This is a genomic window from Amycolatopsis sp. w19 (genome assembly GCF_051373225.1).
In the GTDB taxonomy this organism is placed as follows: Bacteria; Actinomycetota; Actinomycetes; order Mycobacteriales; family Pseudonocardiaceae; genus Amycolatopsis; species Amycolatopsis japonica.
Genome location: NZ_JBPQFM010000001.1, coordinates 44,963 through 60,913, shown reverse-complemented (window position 1 = coordinate 60,913; position 15,951 = coordinate 44,963). Strand labels below are relative to the sequence as shown.

Sequence of the window (15,951 nt, the reverse complement as noted above, 5' to 3'; positions counted from 1 at the left end):
TTTCGGCAAGAACCGTTGCCCCATCACCGTCTCCCGATAATGCGCCGCCGCAGTCAAAAGACTTAACTCGCTTGAACCTCACGAAGCCGCGCATACACCTCCGCAGCCCTCGGCGCACCAAGCTCGTTGAAGATGTTCAAAGCGTCACCCCAGCAGGTCTTCGCCCGCTCGGTTTCGCCTTTTCTCGCCCAGAGCTGGCCCAAGTGGTCCAGCGCCGCCGCTTCACCATAGCGATCTCCCATGTCGCGACGTAGTTCCAAGGCCCGCTTCAGCTGCCCTGCGGATTCGCCGCTCCGGTCGATCTTCTGGAAGACGAGGGCCAGTCCCACCAGCGTCTCCGCTTCGCCGTAGCGGTAGCCGATCCGATGCCGGATGTCCAAGGCCTGCCGGAGGTTCTCGTAAGCCTGGTCGAATCGGCCCAGCCCATGGTTCGTGAGGCCGAGGAAATGCAGTGTCTGCGCCGCTCCCCATTCGTCACCGAGGAGCCGGAAGACCTCCAGCGCGTCTCTGTGATGTCCGAGCGCTTCGGCGAACCGGCCCTGCTCGTGGTACGCGATCCCCAGACTGATCAGCGCCTGCCCCTGCCCCCAGGAATCGTCGATCCGCCGCCGGATGGCGAGCGCCGACTCCAAATACGCCAACGCCTCTTCGAACCGGCACAGGTCCCGGTGCGCGATGCCCAGTCCGGCCAGCAAGGAAGCCTCGCTGAACTGGTCGGAGCATCGTCTCGCGGCCTCCACGCCCGCTTTGTAGGTGGCGATCCAGTCGGCCCACGGTTTCCGCAAGGTGAAGAACGCCCACAGCGCGAGCGGCAGCCTGCACGCGATCGAGGACCAGTCCGCGGCCAGCGCGGCGTGCACCGACGCGACCAGATTGGCCTGCTCGGCCTCGCACCAGGCGAGTGCTTCCCCGTAGGTGCCGAATTCGAGCTTGGCGGAGACGTCCGGTGAGACTTCGAGAGCGACGCGTCTTCGCATGGGCGTGAGCACCCGGTCCGCCGAATCGGCGCAGGCGAGATACCACTCGATCAAGCGCCGGGGCGATTCCTCGCGTTCTTCGGCGGACTCCTCCGCATCGACACGTTCCTTCGCGTACACGCGCAGCAGGTCGTGGAAACGAAATCTGTCGCGGTCGACTTCGCTCAGCAGGTACCCCGCGGTGAGCTTGTCGAGCCTGCGCCGGACATCGGCCGCGGGCGGGCCGACGAGCACGGACGCGGTGGCCACGCTGACGGTCGGTCCGGGATGCAGGCCGAGCATCCGGAAGACCCGGGCCGTGGCGGGATCCAAGGCTTGGTACGACCACGAGAACACCGGCCGCAGGGCGGACATTTCGTCGTCACCCGTTTCGAGCGCGTCGAGTCTTCGTGCCTCCGACCGGAGTTCCCCGAGAAGATCCGCCAGCTTCAGATACGGATGCGCCGCCACCCGCTCGCCGGCGATCCTCACCGCCAGTGGCAGATGCCCGCACAGGTCCGCGAGTTCCCTGATCGCGCCGGGTTCGCCGTCCGCCCGGCGCGATCCGATCGCCGTCCGGAGCAGGGTCTCCGATTCGGCGGGCATCAGCATGTCCAAGGTGATCCGGCGGGCACCGTTGGTCACGACGAGGCCCGACAGGCTACTGCGGCTCGTCACCAGCACGAAACAGCCGGGCGTGCTGGGCAGCAGCGGGCGTACCGCGTCCGGTGAGGTGACGTTGTCCAGCACGATGACGAACCGGCGATCGTTCAGCAACGAGCGGAAGAGCGCCGACTTCGCCTCCAGGCTTCGCGGGATCTTCTTCCCTGGAACCTCGAGCGCACGCAGGAAACCGGCGAGAACTTCGGGTGGTGTACTGGCCGGACCCGGCGCGTAGCCGTGAAGGTCGCAGTAGAGATCGCCGTCGGGAAAACGCTCGCGCTGCGCGGATGCCCATTGCACGGCCAAGGCGGTCTTCCCCACCCCCGGCGCGCCCGCGATGATCGCGATCGCGTTAGAGCGGCCGTCCCCTCGGTCCGCGATCGCGCTGATCTTCGCCAATTCCGTTTCCCGCCCGACGAACGTCGCGGTCACCGACGGGAGCTGGTGCGGGGTCAGCGGCGAACCTTCACCGCGCCCGGGGGACTCGTCGTACCAACGATCCATACCGGGAAATCGCGCCGGGGTGGACCGTTGTCGCGAGTTCCCGCGGTTCCCACCTGAATGGCGCAGACCAGCGACGCCGGTCATCCCCGGGATCTTCCCCTGTTCTTGAAAAGCCGCGCCAGCGGTCGCTTCAGATCGTCGGGTTCGCCCTGCCAGGTGATCACCGCGGGCGGCCGAGGGCCACCGAGATTCCGCAAGGCCCTTGTGTCGACCTCGCGAGCGACGATGAGAACGTCCGCGCCCTCCTCGACGGCCGACATCCTGGACCGCATGTAAGAGGTGACCTGATCGTCGAGGGTCGTACGGATGGAGACGTACACGGAAACGCTTCCCTTCGCGACGCGAGCGTTCCACCATTCGTCGCCGATCCCGTTCTCTTTCGTCTCGGCACCGATCATGGCGGCGACGTCTTTCACCACCGCCATGATCTCCGCGGTGAAGAGCGCGTGGTCGGCGAGGATCACCGCCTCCGTGACCCCCTCGACGTCCGCGGAGCCCTTCACGGTCGCGATCGCTTCCTGCGCAAGACGTGAGATTTCCGACGGCGCGGTCGTCAACGCCTGCGCCTCCGCGACCCTCACCCCGGCCAGGAACTCGAGCTTCAGGCTCTTGCCCCAGGAGACCCGCTTGGGCACCAGACCCACGACGCCCAGCAAGAACGCCACTCCCGCCAGGACCACGAGAGCGACCACGGCCGCACCGTCATGACCGAGATAGACACCTGCTTGCGCCAGGCCGATAACCGCGAGGCCGAATGTCACGCAGGCGAACCGCTGGCCGAAGGAAAGCCCGACGGGACGGATGCCATCGTCTCGTCGCTCGCGTCTGGGCATTTCCACCACCTCACCTGTGAGCGCTCTCAAGCGAGCGGGTTCTTTCCACCATTCGGGCACCCGAGCTTCCGCACCTTCGCGCGCCATGCCCGCAGGTACGCCTCTCGCCCGTAGCCACAGGTCGCCTGCAGGTACATGATCTGTGGCCGGGACAGGCGTGCCCCCTTGGGAACCGGGACCGTGATACCGCCTCTACGAAGCCACCGGGCATCTGACGTCGAGCCGATGCAGCTGAATCCCAAGGTCCGCAGGGTCCGCGCATGCGCCCTGCCGCCTCCGTCGCAATTCCACTTCTTTCCTTTTTTCGCCATCTTCACAACCGTCCTGGATATCGGGTTCAAGGACCTCCGTCGTCGCCCATGGCGTAAAGGTCGGGTCCGACGGCGACACCGTTAAGCAGCATCGGCGAAAGCTCCGGAATGGAAGCCGGATCGTGATCGCCTGGGGACTCACGATTCACGCGGGTTCCCGGACTTCCACGATCCCCGAGGTCACCGCCGGACGGCAGGGCAAAGACCCCGAACGCGACCGTTCGGACTAACTTTCGTCCGTTCTGTACATACTTTCGTTGACTTCGATCGAAAGTCCTCTTAGGTTCAGCGACGTCACAGAGGTGCTCCGCCGCCGACCCGAGGAGCAACGATGCTTCCGTTTGTCCGCAAGCGCTTCAACCGGTCCATCGTCGCCTCGTTGGCGCTGGTCACGGCATTGACCGGGCTGGCCACAGTCCCGGCCGAAGCGGCCATCCCACCCCAGCAACCCGGTGTCACGCTCCGCACGTACGACCTCCAGCGCGAACTCACCAAGCTCTGCGCGATCAAATCCGGCCAGACCCCCAACGTCGACAAGCTGATGCCGACGATCAACTGGACCACCACCACCGACTTCGGGCTCGACGAGCGGTTCGTCTCCGAGGTCATCGGGAACATCAACGTCGCCACCGCGGGCCAGTACGAATTCCGGCTCACCAGCGACGACGGCTCCCGGCTCCGGATCGACGGCCAGACGGTGATCAACCACGACGGCCTGCACGGGGCGACCCCGGCGACCGGGTCGGTGCAGTTGAGCACCGGGTATCACGCGTTGCGGATCGATCATTTCGACAACACCAACGATCAGCAGGTCACCCTCGAATGGCGTCCGCCGGGCGCGGCGGATTTCGCGGTCGTGCCGAATTCGGTGCTCAGCACCGACGCCGACGTCGTGCGGGTGACCTCGCCCGGGCGCAAGGAATGCGAAGGCGCCACGGACTCCCCCGGTGACGGCCTGCCGCTCAACGGCGTCCACCCCGGCTTCACGCTCACGAACCTGCGTCCCGAGGGATTCCAGCCGCAGGTCACCGGCATGGACTGGCTGCCGGACGGACGGCTCGCCATCGCCACGTGGGGCGGCTCCGACAAGGTCCTCGGCGAAGTCCACCTGCTGAGCAACGTCAGCGGGAACACCGACCCGAGCAAGGTCCGCACGCAGCGCGTCGCCAGCGGGCTGAAGGAACCGATGGGCGTCAAGTACGTCGACGGCAAGCTGTACGTCTCGGAGAAGACGCGGCTCGTCGAACTGAACGACACCAACGGCGACGGCGTGACCGACGACTACCGCACGGTCGCCACCTGGCCGTTCGGCGGCAACTTCCACGAGTTCGCGTTCGGCCTGCTGTACAAGGACGGCTACTTCTACGCCAACCTTTCCGTCTCCATCAACTACGGCGGCGCCACGACCGACCCGCAGCCCGCGAAGAACCGCGGCACGACGATCAAGGTCAACAAGGCCACCGGCCAGGTCTCCTACATCGCCGGCGGGCTGCGTACACCGCACGGCATCGGCTGGGGACCGGAAGGCGACGTCTTCGTCACCGACAACCAGGGTGGCTGGCTTCCCGCGAACAAGCTCGTCCGGGTCAAGCAGGACCGCTTCTTCAACCACTACACCAATCCCGCCGGTCCGTTCGACGCGAAGCCGGTGACCGCGCCCGTGTTGTGGTTGCCGCACAACGAGATCGCGAACTCGCCGAGCAACATGGTCATGCTGCCGACGGGCCCGTTCGCCGGGCAGATGGTGTACGGCGACGTGACCTACGGCGGGCTGCAGCGCGCGTTCCTGGAGAAGGTGAACGGCGAGTACCAGGGTGCGGTCTTCCGCATGACCCAGGGCCTCGAGTCGGGTGTCAGCCGGATCAGCCTCGGCCCCGACGGCGCGATCTACACCGGCGGGATCGACGGCGGCGGGAACTGGGGCCAGCCCGGCAAACTCGCCTACGGCCTCCAAAAGGTGACACCCAACGGCACCAACGCCTTCGACATCCGGGCGATGAGGGCCGTCGCGGGCGGATTCGAACTGGAGTACACCCAGCCGCTGTCGGCCGGGACCGCGCAGAACCTCGCGGCGAAGTACCAGGCACAGCAGTGGCGCTACCAGCCCACACCGGCCTACGGCGGGCCGAAGATCGACGAGCAGACGTTGTCCGTCACGTCCGCGAGCCTGTCGGCCGACCGCAAGAAGGTCACCCTGCAGGTGGCGGGCCTGAAGGCCGGCCACGTCGTCCACCTCCGCTCACCGCGTCCGTTCGCGGCGGAGTCCGGTGCCGCGCTGTGGAGCACGGAAGCCTGGTACACGCTCAACTCCCTGGTCGGCGGCCCGCCGGCGAGCACGACCTACGAAGCGGAGCGGGCCGCGCTGAGCGGTGGCGCGGGGACGAACACGAACCACGCCGGCTACACGGGCACCGGTTTCGTCGACGGCTACTGGAACCAGGGCGCCGCGACGACGTTCACCGTGAACGCGCCGAAGTCCGGTGCCTACAACGCGGCCTTGCGCTACTCGAACGGCCCGGATCCGGCGCCGGGGACCAAATCGGTGACCGTGTACGTCAACGGGACGAAGGTGAAACAGGTCCGGCTCGCGAGCACCGGCAACTGGGACACCTGGAACACCCAGCCCGAGACGCTCGACCTCAAAGCCGGAGCGAACACGATCTCCTATCGCTACGACACGGGCGACGCGGGCAACGTCAACCTCGACAGTCTCACCGTGACCGAGTCCCGGCGCATCTCGTTGTTCAAGGGCACCGATCTGAACGCGTGGGAGAAACGCGCGGGCGGCGCGGCGACCTGGCCGGTGTCCGGCGGCGCGATGGAGTCGAACGGCGGGGACATCCGTACGAAGCAGCAGTTCGGCGATTTCCGGCTGCACGTCGAATGGAACGAGCCGAACTATCCGCCGGAGGTCACCGGACAGCAAAGGGGCAACAGCGGCGTCTACCTCCAGGAACGCTACGAACTGCAGGTGCTCGAATCCTTCGGGGACACCACGCTCGCGAACAACGAGGCGGGCGCGATCTACTCGAAGAAGGCGCCTGACCGGAACATGGCGACGGCGCCCGGCACCTGGCAGACCTACGACGTCACCTTCCGTGCCGCCCGGTTCGACGGTGCCGGGAACAAGACCGACAACGCCCGCGTGACCGTGGTGTGGAACGGCGTCGTGGTCCACAACGACGTGGCGATCGACGGCGGTACGGGCGACAGCATCCCGGAAAGCGCGGCACCGGGCGCGATCCGCTTGCAGGACCACGGTGACCCTGGTGAGAACCCGCGGTTCCGCAACATCTGGATCGAGCCCATCGGCTAGCACGGAGCTGTCCGTGAAGGCCTCCTTGAAGGACCCAGGGTCCCTCAAGGAGGCCTTCACGGACTTTGTCAGCGGCGGCAGGGGCGGAGGTCCACTCCTCCCGTGGTCTGCCCGGCCGTGACCGGAATCGGTGTGGCGGAGGCGAAATCGGCCGCGTCGCGATACCAGCAGTCGGCATCGGTGTAGTGCTTGATCTTGACGTTCTGCGTGGTGAGACCGTTGACGGTGTACTGCCCGTTCGAATCCGGCGTGGCCCAGTCCACGATGTCGCCGGTGCGCGCACTGAAGGCGTAGACGTAGCCGAAGGTCGGCTTGCCGTCCTTGTCGAGGATCCGTCCGCTGACCGCGCCGTTCGGCACCAGCGCGGCGTTCTCGGTCACGGTCGCGCCGGGCCGCACCCGCACCGGACGGGCGGCGAACCGGTCCGCGCCGCCTCCCGACCACTGCCACGCGTAGTCGCCCCGCGAGGACGCGAATTCGAGCGGCCACTTGTACGGCCCGAGGCCCTTGATCGTGTAGAGCCCGCCGTTCCGGCTGCAGTTCACGTCGAAGCGGAAGCCGATCCGGGGATCGACCGCGTACGGGTAGACGCAGACGCCGTTCACCGGCGCCGCCGTGGCGCGATCGGTGACCTTGCCGGTGATCGTGCCGGCGGGATCCATTTCGATGTCCGCGGACGGGACGGCCTTGCCGAGTTCGGCGGTGACCGTACGGGCCTGGCCGATGTCGCCGGTGCCGCCGTCCGGCCCGGCCCACTGGATGCCGTAGCGCTCGTCGAGCGGCTTGACCAGCAGCTTGTACGAGCCGGGTTCGATCGGCCCGATCACCAGTTTCCCGTTCGCGTCACTGCAGTGGTACTGATAGTCCGCGTCGAGGACGCCGACGATCGGGAGGGCGTAGGTGTCGACGCAGATCCGCTCCAGCGGCGCCTTGGTCTTCGCGTCCCGCACGGTGGCCACGATCGACGCGGCGGGTTTCATCGGCGCCCCGAATTCGGTGGTCTGGCCGGGGGTCAGATGGACCTGCTGCCCGTTGACCGGGTAATGCGTACCGTCCGGGCCCCAAACGCTCAGTGTGTAGTAGTCGAACGGCGGCACGTCCTCGTACAGCATGACCCCGTCGGCGCCCGCGCATTTCCGCGGTTCCGGCGGACGCGGCCGGTTGAGCTGCGAGCACGCGCCCGCGACGGGCGCGCCGGTCTTCTCGTCGGTCGCGACCACCCGGAGCTTTCCGTACGGCACCATGGCCTCGTCGACGACGGCGACCTGGCCTTCCTCGGCCGCGAAGGTGTCCGCTTCCGGGAAGCTCGACTTCTGCCGGATCCATTGCGTGCGATCGCCGTAGGTGATCGCCATCGTGTAGGTGTCCGCCTTGACACCGCTGAACGAATACGTGCCGTCCGCCGCGGTGAGGACCGTCGACCACCACCGCTGGTTCTGATCGGTGAGGCTCACCGAGGCACCCGCGGCGGGCTTTCCCTCGGCGGTGATCTGCCCTCGGACCGTGGCCGTGCCCTGCCGCAACGAGAAGTCCAGGCCGTGCGGCAGGTCCAGTACCTCGGCGGCGAGCGCGCTTCCCTTGTTGTACGCCCAAAGCTCGGCGTATCCGGCGGCGGTCGCGCGTGCCTTGTACTTGCCGGGTACGACGCCCGCGATCTCGTAGCGGCCGTCCGCGCCCGCGCACCCCGACCCCGTCTCCTTCAGGTCGAGATCGAACAGCGTCACACATGCCCCGGCCACCGGCTCACCGGAGTCGGCGGCCTTGACGACCCCGGCCACGATCCCCTCGTCGGCCATCGCCGGACCGGTCGTCAGCAGCGCGACGATCGGGATGGCGGCGGCCAGGAACAACGCTCTCTTCATCGGAAGCTCCCCTCAGTGTCGCGCCAACGATGGCGCCCGGGAGCCGCCGGTGTCTGCGTCATCTGACACAGACCTCTAGGCCATGTCGTCCGCCAGGACCTCGCGCGCGACGAGCACACCGCCGACGAAACCGACCGGCATCACGATCAGCGCGGCGAACGGGATCAGGCACAGCAGTGACACGGGAAGCCCCAGCCCGAGGGCCAGCGCGCGGTGCAGCCGCAGCAGCAGCCGGCGCTGCTTCAGGCCCATCCCGCGCCGGTAGAACGGCACGGCGATGAGTTCCAGCGCCAGGAACCACGCCGTCACCAGGGCCAGCAGGACCGGCACCACGGTCTGCCCCACGACGGGGATGAAACCCGCGATCAGCAGCGGGATCGTGAACAGGAGCGAACGCAGCACCAGGGCAAGGCCGTCCTTCAGGCCCATCACCAGCAACCGCCACCCCGACAGGTCCACCGCGCCGGGCACGCCGCCGAGATCGTCCTCGACCTTCTCCGCGATGTGCTCGTAGAACGGCCCTCCGACGGCGAGGGTGATCGCCGTGAAGCCGATCATGGCGATCGCCAGCACCGCCCCGAACACCGCGACGCCGACCGCCACCCGGATCGTCGTCCGCCAGCCCGCCGACCAGTCGTCGGCGAACGGCGTGATCAGCAGCGAGAGATCGTCGATCCAGAACGCCAGCGCGACGATCCCGCCGATCAGCAGCACCGTGGTCAGCAACGCGGGCAGCGCGCCGATCAGCAGCAGCCTCGGCGACCGCGCCAGGATGCCGAGGCCTCGCCCGAACATCCGGATACCCTTGAAGAAGTCCCGCACCGGACATTTCTACCAGTGCAGGCGCTGGCCGGGGTTGAGCAGGTTCCCCGGCGCGTACCGGGCCTTGGCGTCGGCGAGTTTCGGCCAGGCGTCGCCGAAGTGCGCACGCCAGTCCTCTGTGGACATCGGCAGCGCGTTCGACGGATAGACCTTTCCGCCGAGGGCGCGTGCCTTCCGGTAGAGGTCCACATTGAGCTCCAGCAGGCGCGCGTTGTGCGGCGGATCCTCGGGAGAACCGACGCGCAGCGGGGAGAAGAGCCAGGACAGCTCACCCGGCGGCACGCTGAACAGCGCGGTCTTCAAGCGGTCGTTCCGCACCGGGTAAAGGAGGATCAGCCCGGTGGCGCCCAGTTCGGATTCACCGGTGGCGGCGAGGGTTTCGGCGACGAACCGCTCGACCGTGTCGTCGGTGAGGAACACGTTCAGCCACGGATGCGGACGGAACCAGCTCCCCATCGCCCGGAGCGCCGCCTCCCCGTCGGCCATCCGGTTCAGGAAGTCGAAGTACGCCGTCCTCGTCTTCGGACTCGTCGAATTCGAGCGAGTCCAGCAACGCGGACTCGTCCGGCTCGGCGGGCGGTGTGTGGTGGGCGACCGCCTCCAGCAGGTACCGCCAGCCGTCCTCGACGGGGATCAGCTGCCCCTCCACGTAGTCGAAACGACCGTCGCGGACCACGGCGCGTTGATCGGCCAGGAACGCCGGAAGCGTGTCGTAGTAGAGCTTCCACCGGCGGGCCCGCGCCGGGGCCGGGGTCAGCCGCAGTGTCACGCGGGTGATCACCCCGCATTGCCCGAGACCGGCGAGCACGGCGTCGAACAGGTCCACGTTCGTTTCGCGGGAACAGGGTCGCTCCCCCGATCCCGCCGACCACCAGCGTGCCCGCGACGGTCAGTTCGAGATAGTCGGTGAGCACCGGCGGTGCCAGCCCGTGCGGCAACGTCGTTTCCAGTACCTCCCGCCAGCGGGCACCGGCGTCCACCGACACCAGATCGCCGGTGACCACGCGACGCGGCGGCAGCGAAGTCATGTCCAGCACGATGCCGCCCTCGACCTGCCCCTGCCCGTACGGCGAATGCCCGGCGCCGCGGGCGGCGACCGGAAGACCGCGCGCGGCGGCGAACCTGAGCACGACGGCGACATCGGTCACCGAAGCGGGCCGCACCACCAGGCCCGGCCTCGCGTGGATCAGCTTCCCCCAGTCCTGGCCGGCGACGGACAAGGCGGCATCTCCGGTGAGGATCTCTCCGGCGATGGCGGGCAGGATCTCGTCGGTCATGCCTCGCACGCTACCGAGCGCGGACGGACATAGGCGATTTTCACCGACGCGAATGCCGGTGTCCCGCTGCGAAATTGGTGGCGTGACGGACACTTTGGCACCGACGCGGCGGGCTCGTGGCACCGTGCTGGCCGCCGCGCCCCTGACCATCATGGCCGCGGCGATCATCGCGCCCAGTCTGCCCGCGATGCGGGAGGACTTCGCGGATACGCCCGGTTCGGGTCTTCTCGTCCGGTTGGCGCTGACCGTGACCTCGCTCGCGATCGCGATCAGCGCGCCCCTCTCCGGGATCGTCGCGGACCGCGTCGGACGCCGTCCACTGCTCTTGACGGGTCTGGGGCTCTACGCGGTTTCCGGTACGGCCGGATTCTTCGTGGACGACCTCTACCTGCTGCTGATCACCCGGGCGGCGCTCGGACTGGCCGTCGGCGGGATCATGACCGCGGTCAGCACGCTGATCACCGACTGGTTCACCGGCGAACGCCGCGCCTCCTTCCTCGGTTTGCAGCAGGCATTCGCGAGCCTGGGCGGCGTCGTCTTCCTGCCACTGGCCGGTTTGCTGGCCACCGTGAGCTGGCATGCGCCGTTCTGGATCTACTCGGTTTCGGCGATCGTGGCGGTCTTCGCGATCGTGTCCCTGCGCGAACCGGAACGGAACAGCCCCGCTGTCAGTGGAGGCGGCCGGCTGCCCGCCCGCGTCGTCGGGGTCTACGTCCTGGCGTTGGTGGTGACGCTGGTCTTCTACATGGCGCCGACCCAGTTGCCGTTCCTGCTGGAGGGCTTCGGCAGCGGACCCGTCGTCGTCGGCGCCGTGGTCGCCGGGAGCACCTTGACCGGCGTCGTCGGCGCGCTGACCTTCCCGCGGCTGCGTCGGCGCCTGGGCCCCACCGCGATCACCACCGTCAGTGTCGCGCTCATGGGCGCGGGCTGGCTGGTGATCGGGACCGCGGGCACCGTCGCCCAGGTCGTGACGGGACTGCTCGCGGGCGGGCTCGGCGTCGGCTTCGTCGTCCCGAACCTCAACCTGCTCCTGGCCGAGTCCGCCGATCCCGCGCGGCGCGGCCGGGTGCTCAGTGGCCTGGTCACCGGGATCTTCCTCGGCCAGTTCCTGTCCCCGCTCGTCGTCCAACCCCTCGTCCAGGGCATCGGCATCGCCGACGCGTTCACCTGGACCGGCATCGCCTTGGGTGCCGGAGCGGCGACCGCCGCCCTCATCTCGAACCGGAACAACGGAAAGGAAACACGATGATCTACCACGGCAACCGTTTCACCTTGCGGTCCGACGCCTCGCCGGAGCAGGTCGAGGAGGCCTTGGAGAGCCTCCGGAACCAGGGCCGGGTCATCCCGGCGGTGAAGTCCTTCGTCGTCGGCCGCGATTTCGGCGGCGACTACGAATGGGGTGCCGTCTTCGCGATCGAAGACCTCGACGGGTACTGGGAGTACCTCATGCACCCGGCGCACCGGAACACCGACCGGGTCGGGCTCCCGCTGGTCGACCGGTTCGCGTCCTTCGACGTCACCGACGACCCGGATCCGGAGATGGGCGCGAAGATCGCCGCACTGCACCAGCGCCGTTACGACAACGACGCCGAGCTGACCGAGCTGATCTCCGGCCTCGGCGAGTACTCCGGCAGCGCCGCGCCGGGAAAGCACGGAGCCTGACCACGGCTTCAGCCACCGTCCGCGAGTGAGCCGCTGCCATCGGGGCCGGTCACGATCACCCGGCTGCTCACCGCGGTCCCGAACGGGATGATCGTGACCTGCCACGTCTTCGGATCCCCGACGTGGATGGTCGCCTTCGCCCGCTGGACCAGGGCAGGGACGCGGTCGACCGCCGGCTCTCGGAGGTCGAACCGCGGCACCTGGGCGCCCGTCGGGGCGAAGACCACGGTCAGGCGCCGGTCCTCGACGACCGCGGTGATCACTTGGGAAACATCCGTGGTCAGCGCCAGCGAGTCGATCGCGCGGCGCAGTTCCCCTTCGCCCAGCAGGGATCTGTCGACGTTCACGGTCGCCGATCCCGAGGAAGACGTGGTCGTGCTGGACTGGGTTTCCTCCGCCCGCACGGGCTCTTCCGGCGCGAACAGCTCCGCACGGAACAGGTACAGCACGAGCGCCGCGCCGAGGGCGAACCCGAGTACCGCGAGCGCGCCGAACGCACAGCCCTCCGCCGGTTCCCGCACCAGGCTGGACTCGGGGGCGGATTCGATCGCCGCCTCGGCCACGCGGCGCTCCCACTCCGGTGACAGCCGCTCGACGACCTCCGCCTTCCACGGCCGGTCCGGCGGATACCGCACGACGAGGACATCGCCCGCGTGGTAGTCCGGGAGGTCGACCAGGTTGATGCCGTGGGTGATCTTCAACCGGTAGGTCGCCGCCCCCTCGGGGGCGACGGTGAGGTCGAAGTAGACCGGGATGTCGCCCGTCTCGGTGCCGCCCGCGCGGAGGCTCTCGACCTTGGCGAGCGCGATCACCGGCGCGATCCTCGCCTCACGAGCACGTCGTGGCGCTCCGGCGAGGTAGAGCAGGATTCCATAGGCGATGGGGAGTCCGACGCCCGTGATCATCAGTGGCACGTACTCGATGACGATCCCCACGACGAACGCGCACAGGGTCGTCCCGGTGATGATCCCGGTCAGGAATCCGCGGGCGAGGGCGAGCGGCATGGGCGTGACTCCAAACTTTCGGGACTCAGTGCGCGGGTAGCCAGTCACTGAGGGCGGGATGGCGCCGGAACGCCACGAAGATCTTCTTGTCGTCGGCCGGTGATGCCGGGTCGAACAGCACCTCGGCCGTCGCGATCGTGGTGTCCCTCGTGCGGCGGGTCACCCAGTGCCGGGCCCCCGCGCCGTCGGTGAACACGACCGTCACGTTCGCGCCCACGACACGGGTTCCTGATTCGTCACCCGCCAGGCGCAGCTTCACCTCGACGATTCCGGCGGGCACCCGCCGGCCGTGCCGCAGCAACCGTTCCCTGGTGCGGGCGGTCTCGGCGTGCCGTCGCGAAACCTGGACGGCGTACCACAGGGCCAGCAGCGTCAGGACGAACGAGAACGCGGGCGCCCACCAGTCGGCGTAGTAGAGGAACCACGCCCAGAGCCCCCACTTTTCGTCCTCGTGGAACACGGGGTCGACAGCGGTGCCGACGGCGAGCGGCGGAAGCCAATCCCTCGACGAATACCAGAGGCCGAGCGTACTGGCCGCGAATGCCACCACGACGGGGAACACCGGTCCCGACGACCGTCCTTGGTAGCGCCTCGCGGCGGCCGCCGCGAGGTTGCCGGCGGCGAGACAACCGAGCAAGCCGAACGTTCCCCACATAGGGCCGTAGGGCGGCTCGCCGTCGCCACGGTCGTCGAAGATGCTGTCGATCGCCATCGTCCGGAACTGTTCGAAAAGGTCGCCGAAGCCGTGTCCGGCGAAGAAGCCGCAGACCAGGGTGACCGCCGACGCCAGGATCGCGCCCGCGAGCAGACGGCGGTCTCCCCGCAGCCGCTCGATGCGGTCGTGCCTGGCCTTGGCCGGATCCACCGTGTTCATCACGCTCACCTCCGTTCGGGTTCGCGCCCAGCTTCCGCCGGTCCGGGCGCTACCGAACCCAGGTTTCGGCTGCCTAATCTTATTAGGCAAATCCCGAATGGACTATGGTACGGTGGCCACCATGGCGAGAGCGGGACTGACCACGGAACGGGTGGTCCGGGCGGGTGCGGAGCTCGCCGACGAGATCGGCTTCGAGCACGTGACCCCCACCGAGCTCGCGAAGCGGTGCGGCGTCAAGACGGCGAGCCTGTACTCGCACGTGAGGAACGCCCACGAGCTGAAGACCGAGATCGCCCTGCTGGCCTTGGCCGAACTCGCCGATCTCGCCGCCACCGCGGTGGCGGGCATGGCGGGCAAGGACGCGTTGATCGCCTTGGCGAACGTCCACCGTGACTACGCGCTCGAACACCCCGGCAGATTCACCGCCGCGAGATTCCGGCTCGCCCCGGAGAAGGCGTCCACCAGCGCCGGCGTCCGGCACGCCGAACTGATGCGGGCGATCCTGCGCGGCTACGACCTGGCCGAGCCGCACCGGACGCACGCCGTCCGGCTGCTGGGCAGTGTGTTCAGCGGCTTCGTCGGCCTGGAGTCCGCCGGAGGCTTCAGCCACAGCGCCCCCGGCCCGCAGGAGAGCTGGACCGAGATCCTCGACGCGCTCGACGTCCTGCTGCGCGCTTGGCCCCGAACGAAATGAACGGAAGAATGCTCACCACCCCGATCAGCGCCGCCCTCGTCCGCGGTGCGCTGGACCTCGAAGACACCGAACGCGGCGTGCTCCCCCACCGGCTGCCCGCCCGGGCCAGGCAGCAGATCCCCGACGGCCAGCTCGCCATGGCGGAAGCACAGCCGTCCGGGGTGCGGCTCGTCTTCCGCAGCACGGCGACGGTCGTCGAACTGGACGTCCTGGCCACCAAACGGGTCTTCGCCGGCACGCCACCCCGGCCCGATGGCGTCTACGAACTGCTCGTCGACGGTCGGCTCGCCGGGCGGGCGAGCGTGACCGACGGCGACACGATCACCGTCGACCTGGCCACCGGCACCGCGCGGCACCAGCCCGGCCCCGTCCGGACGCTGCGGTTCGACGGCCTGGCCGGGCACGACAAGAACGTCGAAATCTGGCTGCCGCACAACGAAACGACGCAGCTCGTCGCCTTGCGCACCGACGCCTCCGTCCACAGTGTCCAGTCACCCGGTGGCGAGACGTGGTTGCACCACGGCAGTTCCATCAGCCAAGGCTCCAACGCCGCGACCCCGACCGGGATCTGGCCCGCCACGGCCGCGGCCATCGCCGGAAAGGAACTGGTCAATCTCGGTTTCGGCGGCAGCGCGCTGCTCGACCCGTTCACCGCCCGCGCGATGCGGGACACGGCGGCCGACTTCATCAGCCTCAAGATCGGGATCAACGTCGTCAACGCGGATCTGCTGCGGCTGCGCGCGTTCGGCCCGGCGGTGCACGGTTTCCTCGACACCATCAGGGAAGGCCATCCCACCACGCCGTTGCTGGTCGTCTCGCCGCTCTACTGCCCCATCCACGAGCACACCCCGGGGCCCGGCGAGTTCGACCCGGAGGCGTTGCGGGAAGGAAAAGTGCGGTTCAGGGCGACCGGTGATCCCGCGGAGACCGCCGCGGGAAAGCTGACGCTCACCGTGATCCGCGACGAACTCGCCCGCATCGTCAAGGAGCGGAGCGCGAACGATCCCCATCTGCGCTACCTCGACGGCCTCGAACTGTACGGCGAGGCGGACCATGCCGAATTGCCGCTGCCCGACCGCCTCCATCCGGACGCGGCCACGCACCGGCTCATCGGGGAACGCTTCGCCCGCCTGGCTTTCGTGTGACGTCGCCGCGGGGGTTGCGAAAGCCACT

At 68.4% G+C, this 15,951-nt stretch carries 13 protein-coding genes; 5 read left to right on the top strand and 8 right to left on the bottom strand.

The window, feature by feature from the left end; genetic code table 11:
- Positions 1-62: 62 nt before the first annotated feature.
- Positions 63-2,123, bottom strand: coding sequence for an ATP-binding protein (locus ACSMFO_RS00235; RefSeq protein ID WP_436456213.1), 2,061 nt, complete (start codon positions 2,121-2,123; stop codon positions 63-65).
- A gap of 80 nt (positions 2,124-2,203) precedes the next feature.
- Positions 2,204-3,043, bottom strand: coding sequence for a hypothetical protein (locus ACSMFO_RS00230; RefSeq protein WP_436456211.1), 840 nt, complete (start codon positions 3,041-3,043; stop codon positions 2,204-2,206).
- A 555-nt stretch (positions 3,044-3,598) separates the two neighbouring features.
- Between ACSMFO_RS00230 and ACSMFO_RS00225 the strand changes: the two genes are divergently transcribed.
- A complete protein-coding gene (locus tag ACSMFO_RS00225; protein WP_436456209.1) occupies positions 3,599-6,583 on the top strand; it encodes a family 16 glycoside hydrolase in 2,985 nt (994 codons plus the stop codon).
- 68 nt (positions 6,584-6,651) lie between these two features.
- Here ACSMFO_RS00225 and ACSMFO_RS00220 read toward each other — a convergent pair whose 3' ends face one another.
- The 4 genes from ACSMFO_RS00220 to ACSMFO_RS00205 form a co-directional block, all read right to left on the bottom strand.
- The gene (locus ACSMFO_RS00220; protein WP_436456207.1) at positions 6,652-8,445 is read right to left on the bottom strand and encodes a carboxypeptidase regulatory-like domain-containing protein; all 1,794 of its coding nucleotides are present in this window, start codon (positions 8,443-8,445) and stop codon (positions 6,652-6,654) included.
- Between the two features lie 75 nt (positions 8,446-8,520).
- Positions 8,521-9,267, bottom strand: coding sequence for an EI24 domain-containing protein (locus ACSMFO_RS00215; RefSeq protein WP_436456205.1), 747 nt, complete (start codon positions 9,265-9,267; stop codon positions 8,521-8,523).
- Positions 9,268-9,276: 9 nt separating this feature from the next.
- Positions 9,277-9,753 (bottom strand): hypothetical protein, encoded by a 477-nt coding sequence (locus tag ACSMFO_RS00210; protein ID WP_436456203.1) that lies wholly within the window; start codon positions 9,751-9,753, stop codon positions 9,277-9,279.
- A 5-nt stretch (positions 9,754-9,758) separates the two neighbouring features.
- On the bottom strand, positions 9,759-10,544 hold the full coding sequence (locus tag ACSMFO_RS00205) for an FAD-binding protein (protein WP_436456201.1): 786 nt from the start codon (positions 10,542-10,544) through the stop codon (positions 9,759-9,761).
- An 82-nt stretch (positions 10,545-10,626) separates the two neighbouring features.
- Between ACSMFO_RS00205 and ACSMFO_RS00200 the strand changes: the two genes are divergently transcribed.
- Entirely contained in the window at positions 10,627-11,793 is a 1,167-nt protein-coding gene (locus ACSMFO_RS00200; protein ID WP_436456200.1) for an MFS transporter, read from the top strand.
- A complete protein-coding gene (locus ACSMFO_RS00195) occupies positions 11,790-12,206 on the top strand; it encodes a Dabb family protein (RefSeq protein WP_436456198.1) in 417 nt (138 codons plus the stop codon). The genes ACSMFO_RS00200 and ACSMFO_RS00195 overlap by 4 nt, the downstream gene beginning before the upstream one ends.
- A gap of 8 nt (positions 12,207-12,214) precedes the next feature.
- On the opposite strand, the gene ACSMFO_RS00190 is transcribed toward ACSMFO_RS00195, so the two are convergent.
- Positions 12,215-13,210, bottom strand: coding sequence for a hypothetical protein (locus ACSMFO_RS00190; protein ID WP_436456197.1), 996 nt, complete (start codon positions 13,208-13,210; stop codon positions 12,215-12,217).
- Positions 13,211-13,235: 25 nt separating this feature from the next.
- A complete protein-coding gene (locus ACSMFO_RS00185) occupies positions 13,236-14,084 on the bottom strand; it encodes a hypothetical protein (RefSeq protein ID WP_436456196.1) in 849 nt (282 codons plus the stop codon).
- A 121-nt stretch (positions 14,085-14,205) separates the two neighbouring features.
- Between ACSMFO_RS00185 and ACSMFO_RS00180 the strand changes: the two genes are divergently transcribed.
- Both ACSMFO_RS00180 and ACSMFO_RS00175 read left to right on the top strand, forming a co-directional pair.
- The gene (locus ACSMFO_RS00180; protein ID WP_436456195.1) at positions 14,206-14,778 is read left to right on the top strand and encodes a TetR/AcrR family transcriptional regulator; all 573 of its coding nucleotides are present in this window, start codon (positions 14,206-14,208) and stop codon (positions 14,776-14,778) included.
- An 8-nt stretch (positions 14,779-14,786) separates the two neighbouring features.
- Positions 14,787-15,923 carry an SGNH/GDSL hydrolase family protein gene (locus tag ACSMFO_RS00175; protein WP_436456193.1) on the top strand — a complete coding sequence of 379 codons (1,137 nt, stop codon included), beginning with the start codon at positions 14,787-14,789 and terminating at the stop codon, positions 15,921-15,923.
- The last annotated feature ends 28 nt before the right edge of the window (positions 15,924-15,951 follow it).

Coding starts and splice junctions, on each gene's coding strand:
- ACSMFO_RS00230 (WP_436456211.1), bottom strand. CDS start 3,043: ATGGCGCGCGAAGGTGCGGAAGCTCGGGTGCCCGAATGGTGGAAAGAA.
- ACSMFO_RS00225 (WP_436456209.1), top strand. CDS start 3,599: ATGCTTCCGTTTGTCCGCAAGCGCTTCAACCGGTCCATCGTCGCCTCG.
- ACSMFO_RS00180 (WP_436456195.1), top strand. CDS start 14,206: ATGGCGAGAGCGGGACTGACCACGGAACGGGTGGTCCGGGCGGGTGCG.
- ACSMFO_RS00210 (WP_436456203.1), bottom strand. CDS start 9,753: ATGGCCGACGGGGAGGCGGCGCTCCGGGCGATGGGGAGCTGGTTCCGT.
- ACSMFO_RS00195 (WP_436456198.1), top strand. CDS start 11,790: ATGATCTACCACGGCAACCGTTTCACCTTGCGGTCCGACGCCTCGCCG.
- ACSMFO_RS00175 (WP_436456193.1), top strand. CDS start 14,787: ATGCTCACCACCCCGATCAGCGCCGCCCTCGTCCGCGGTGCGCTGGAC.
- ACSMFO_RS00220 (WP_436456207.1), bottom strand. CDS start 8,445: ATGAAGAGAGCGTTGTTCCTGGCCGCCGCCATCCCGATCGTCGCGCTG.
- ACSMFO_RS00190 (WP_436456197.1), bottom strand. CDS start 13,210: ATGCCGCTCGCCCTCGCCCGCGGATTCCTGACCGGGATCATCACCGGG.
- ACSMFO_RS00185 (WP_436456196.1), bottom strand. CDS start 14,084: ATGAACACGGTGGATCCGGCCAAGGCCAGGCACGACCGCATCGAGCGG.
- ACSMFO_RS00205 (WP_436456201.1), bottom strand. CDS start 10,544: ATGACCGACGAGATCCTGCCCGCCATCGCCGGAGAGATCCTCACCGGA.
- ACSMFO_RS00235 (WP_436456213.1), bottom strand. CDS start 2,123: ATGGATCGTTGGTACGACGAGTCCCCCGGGCGCGGTGAAGGTTCGCCG.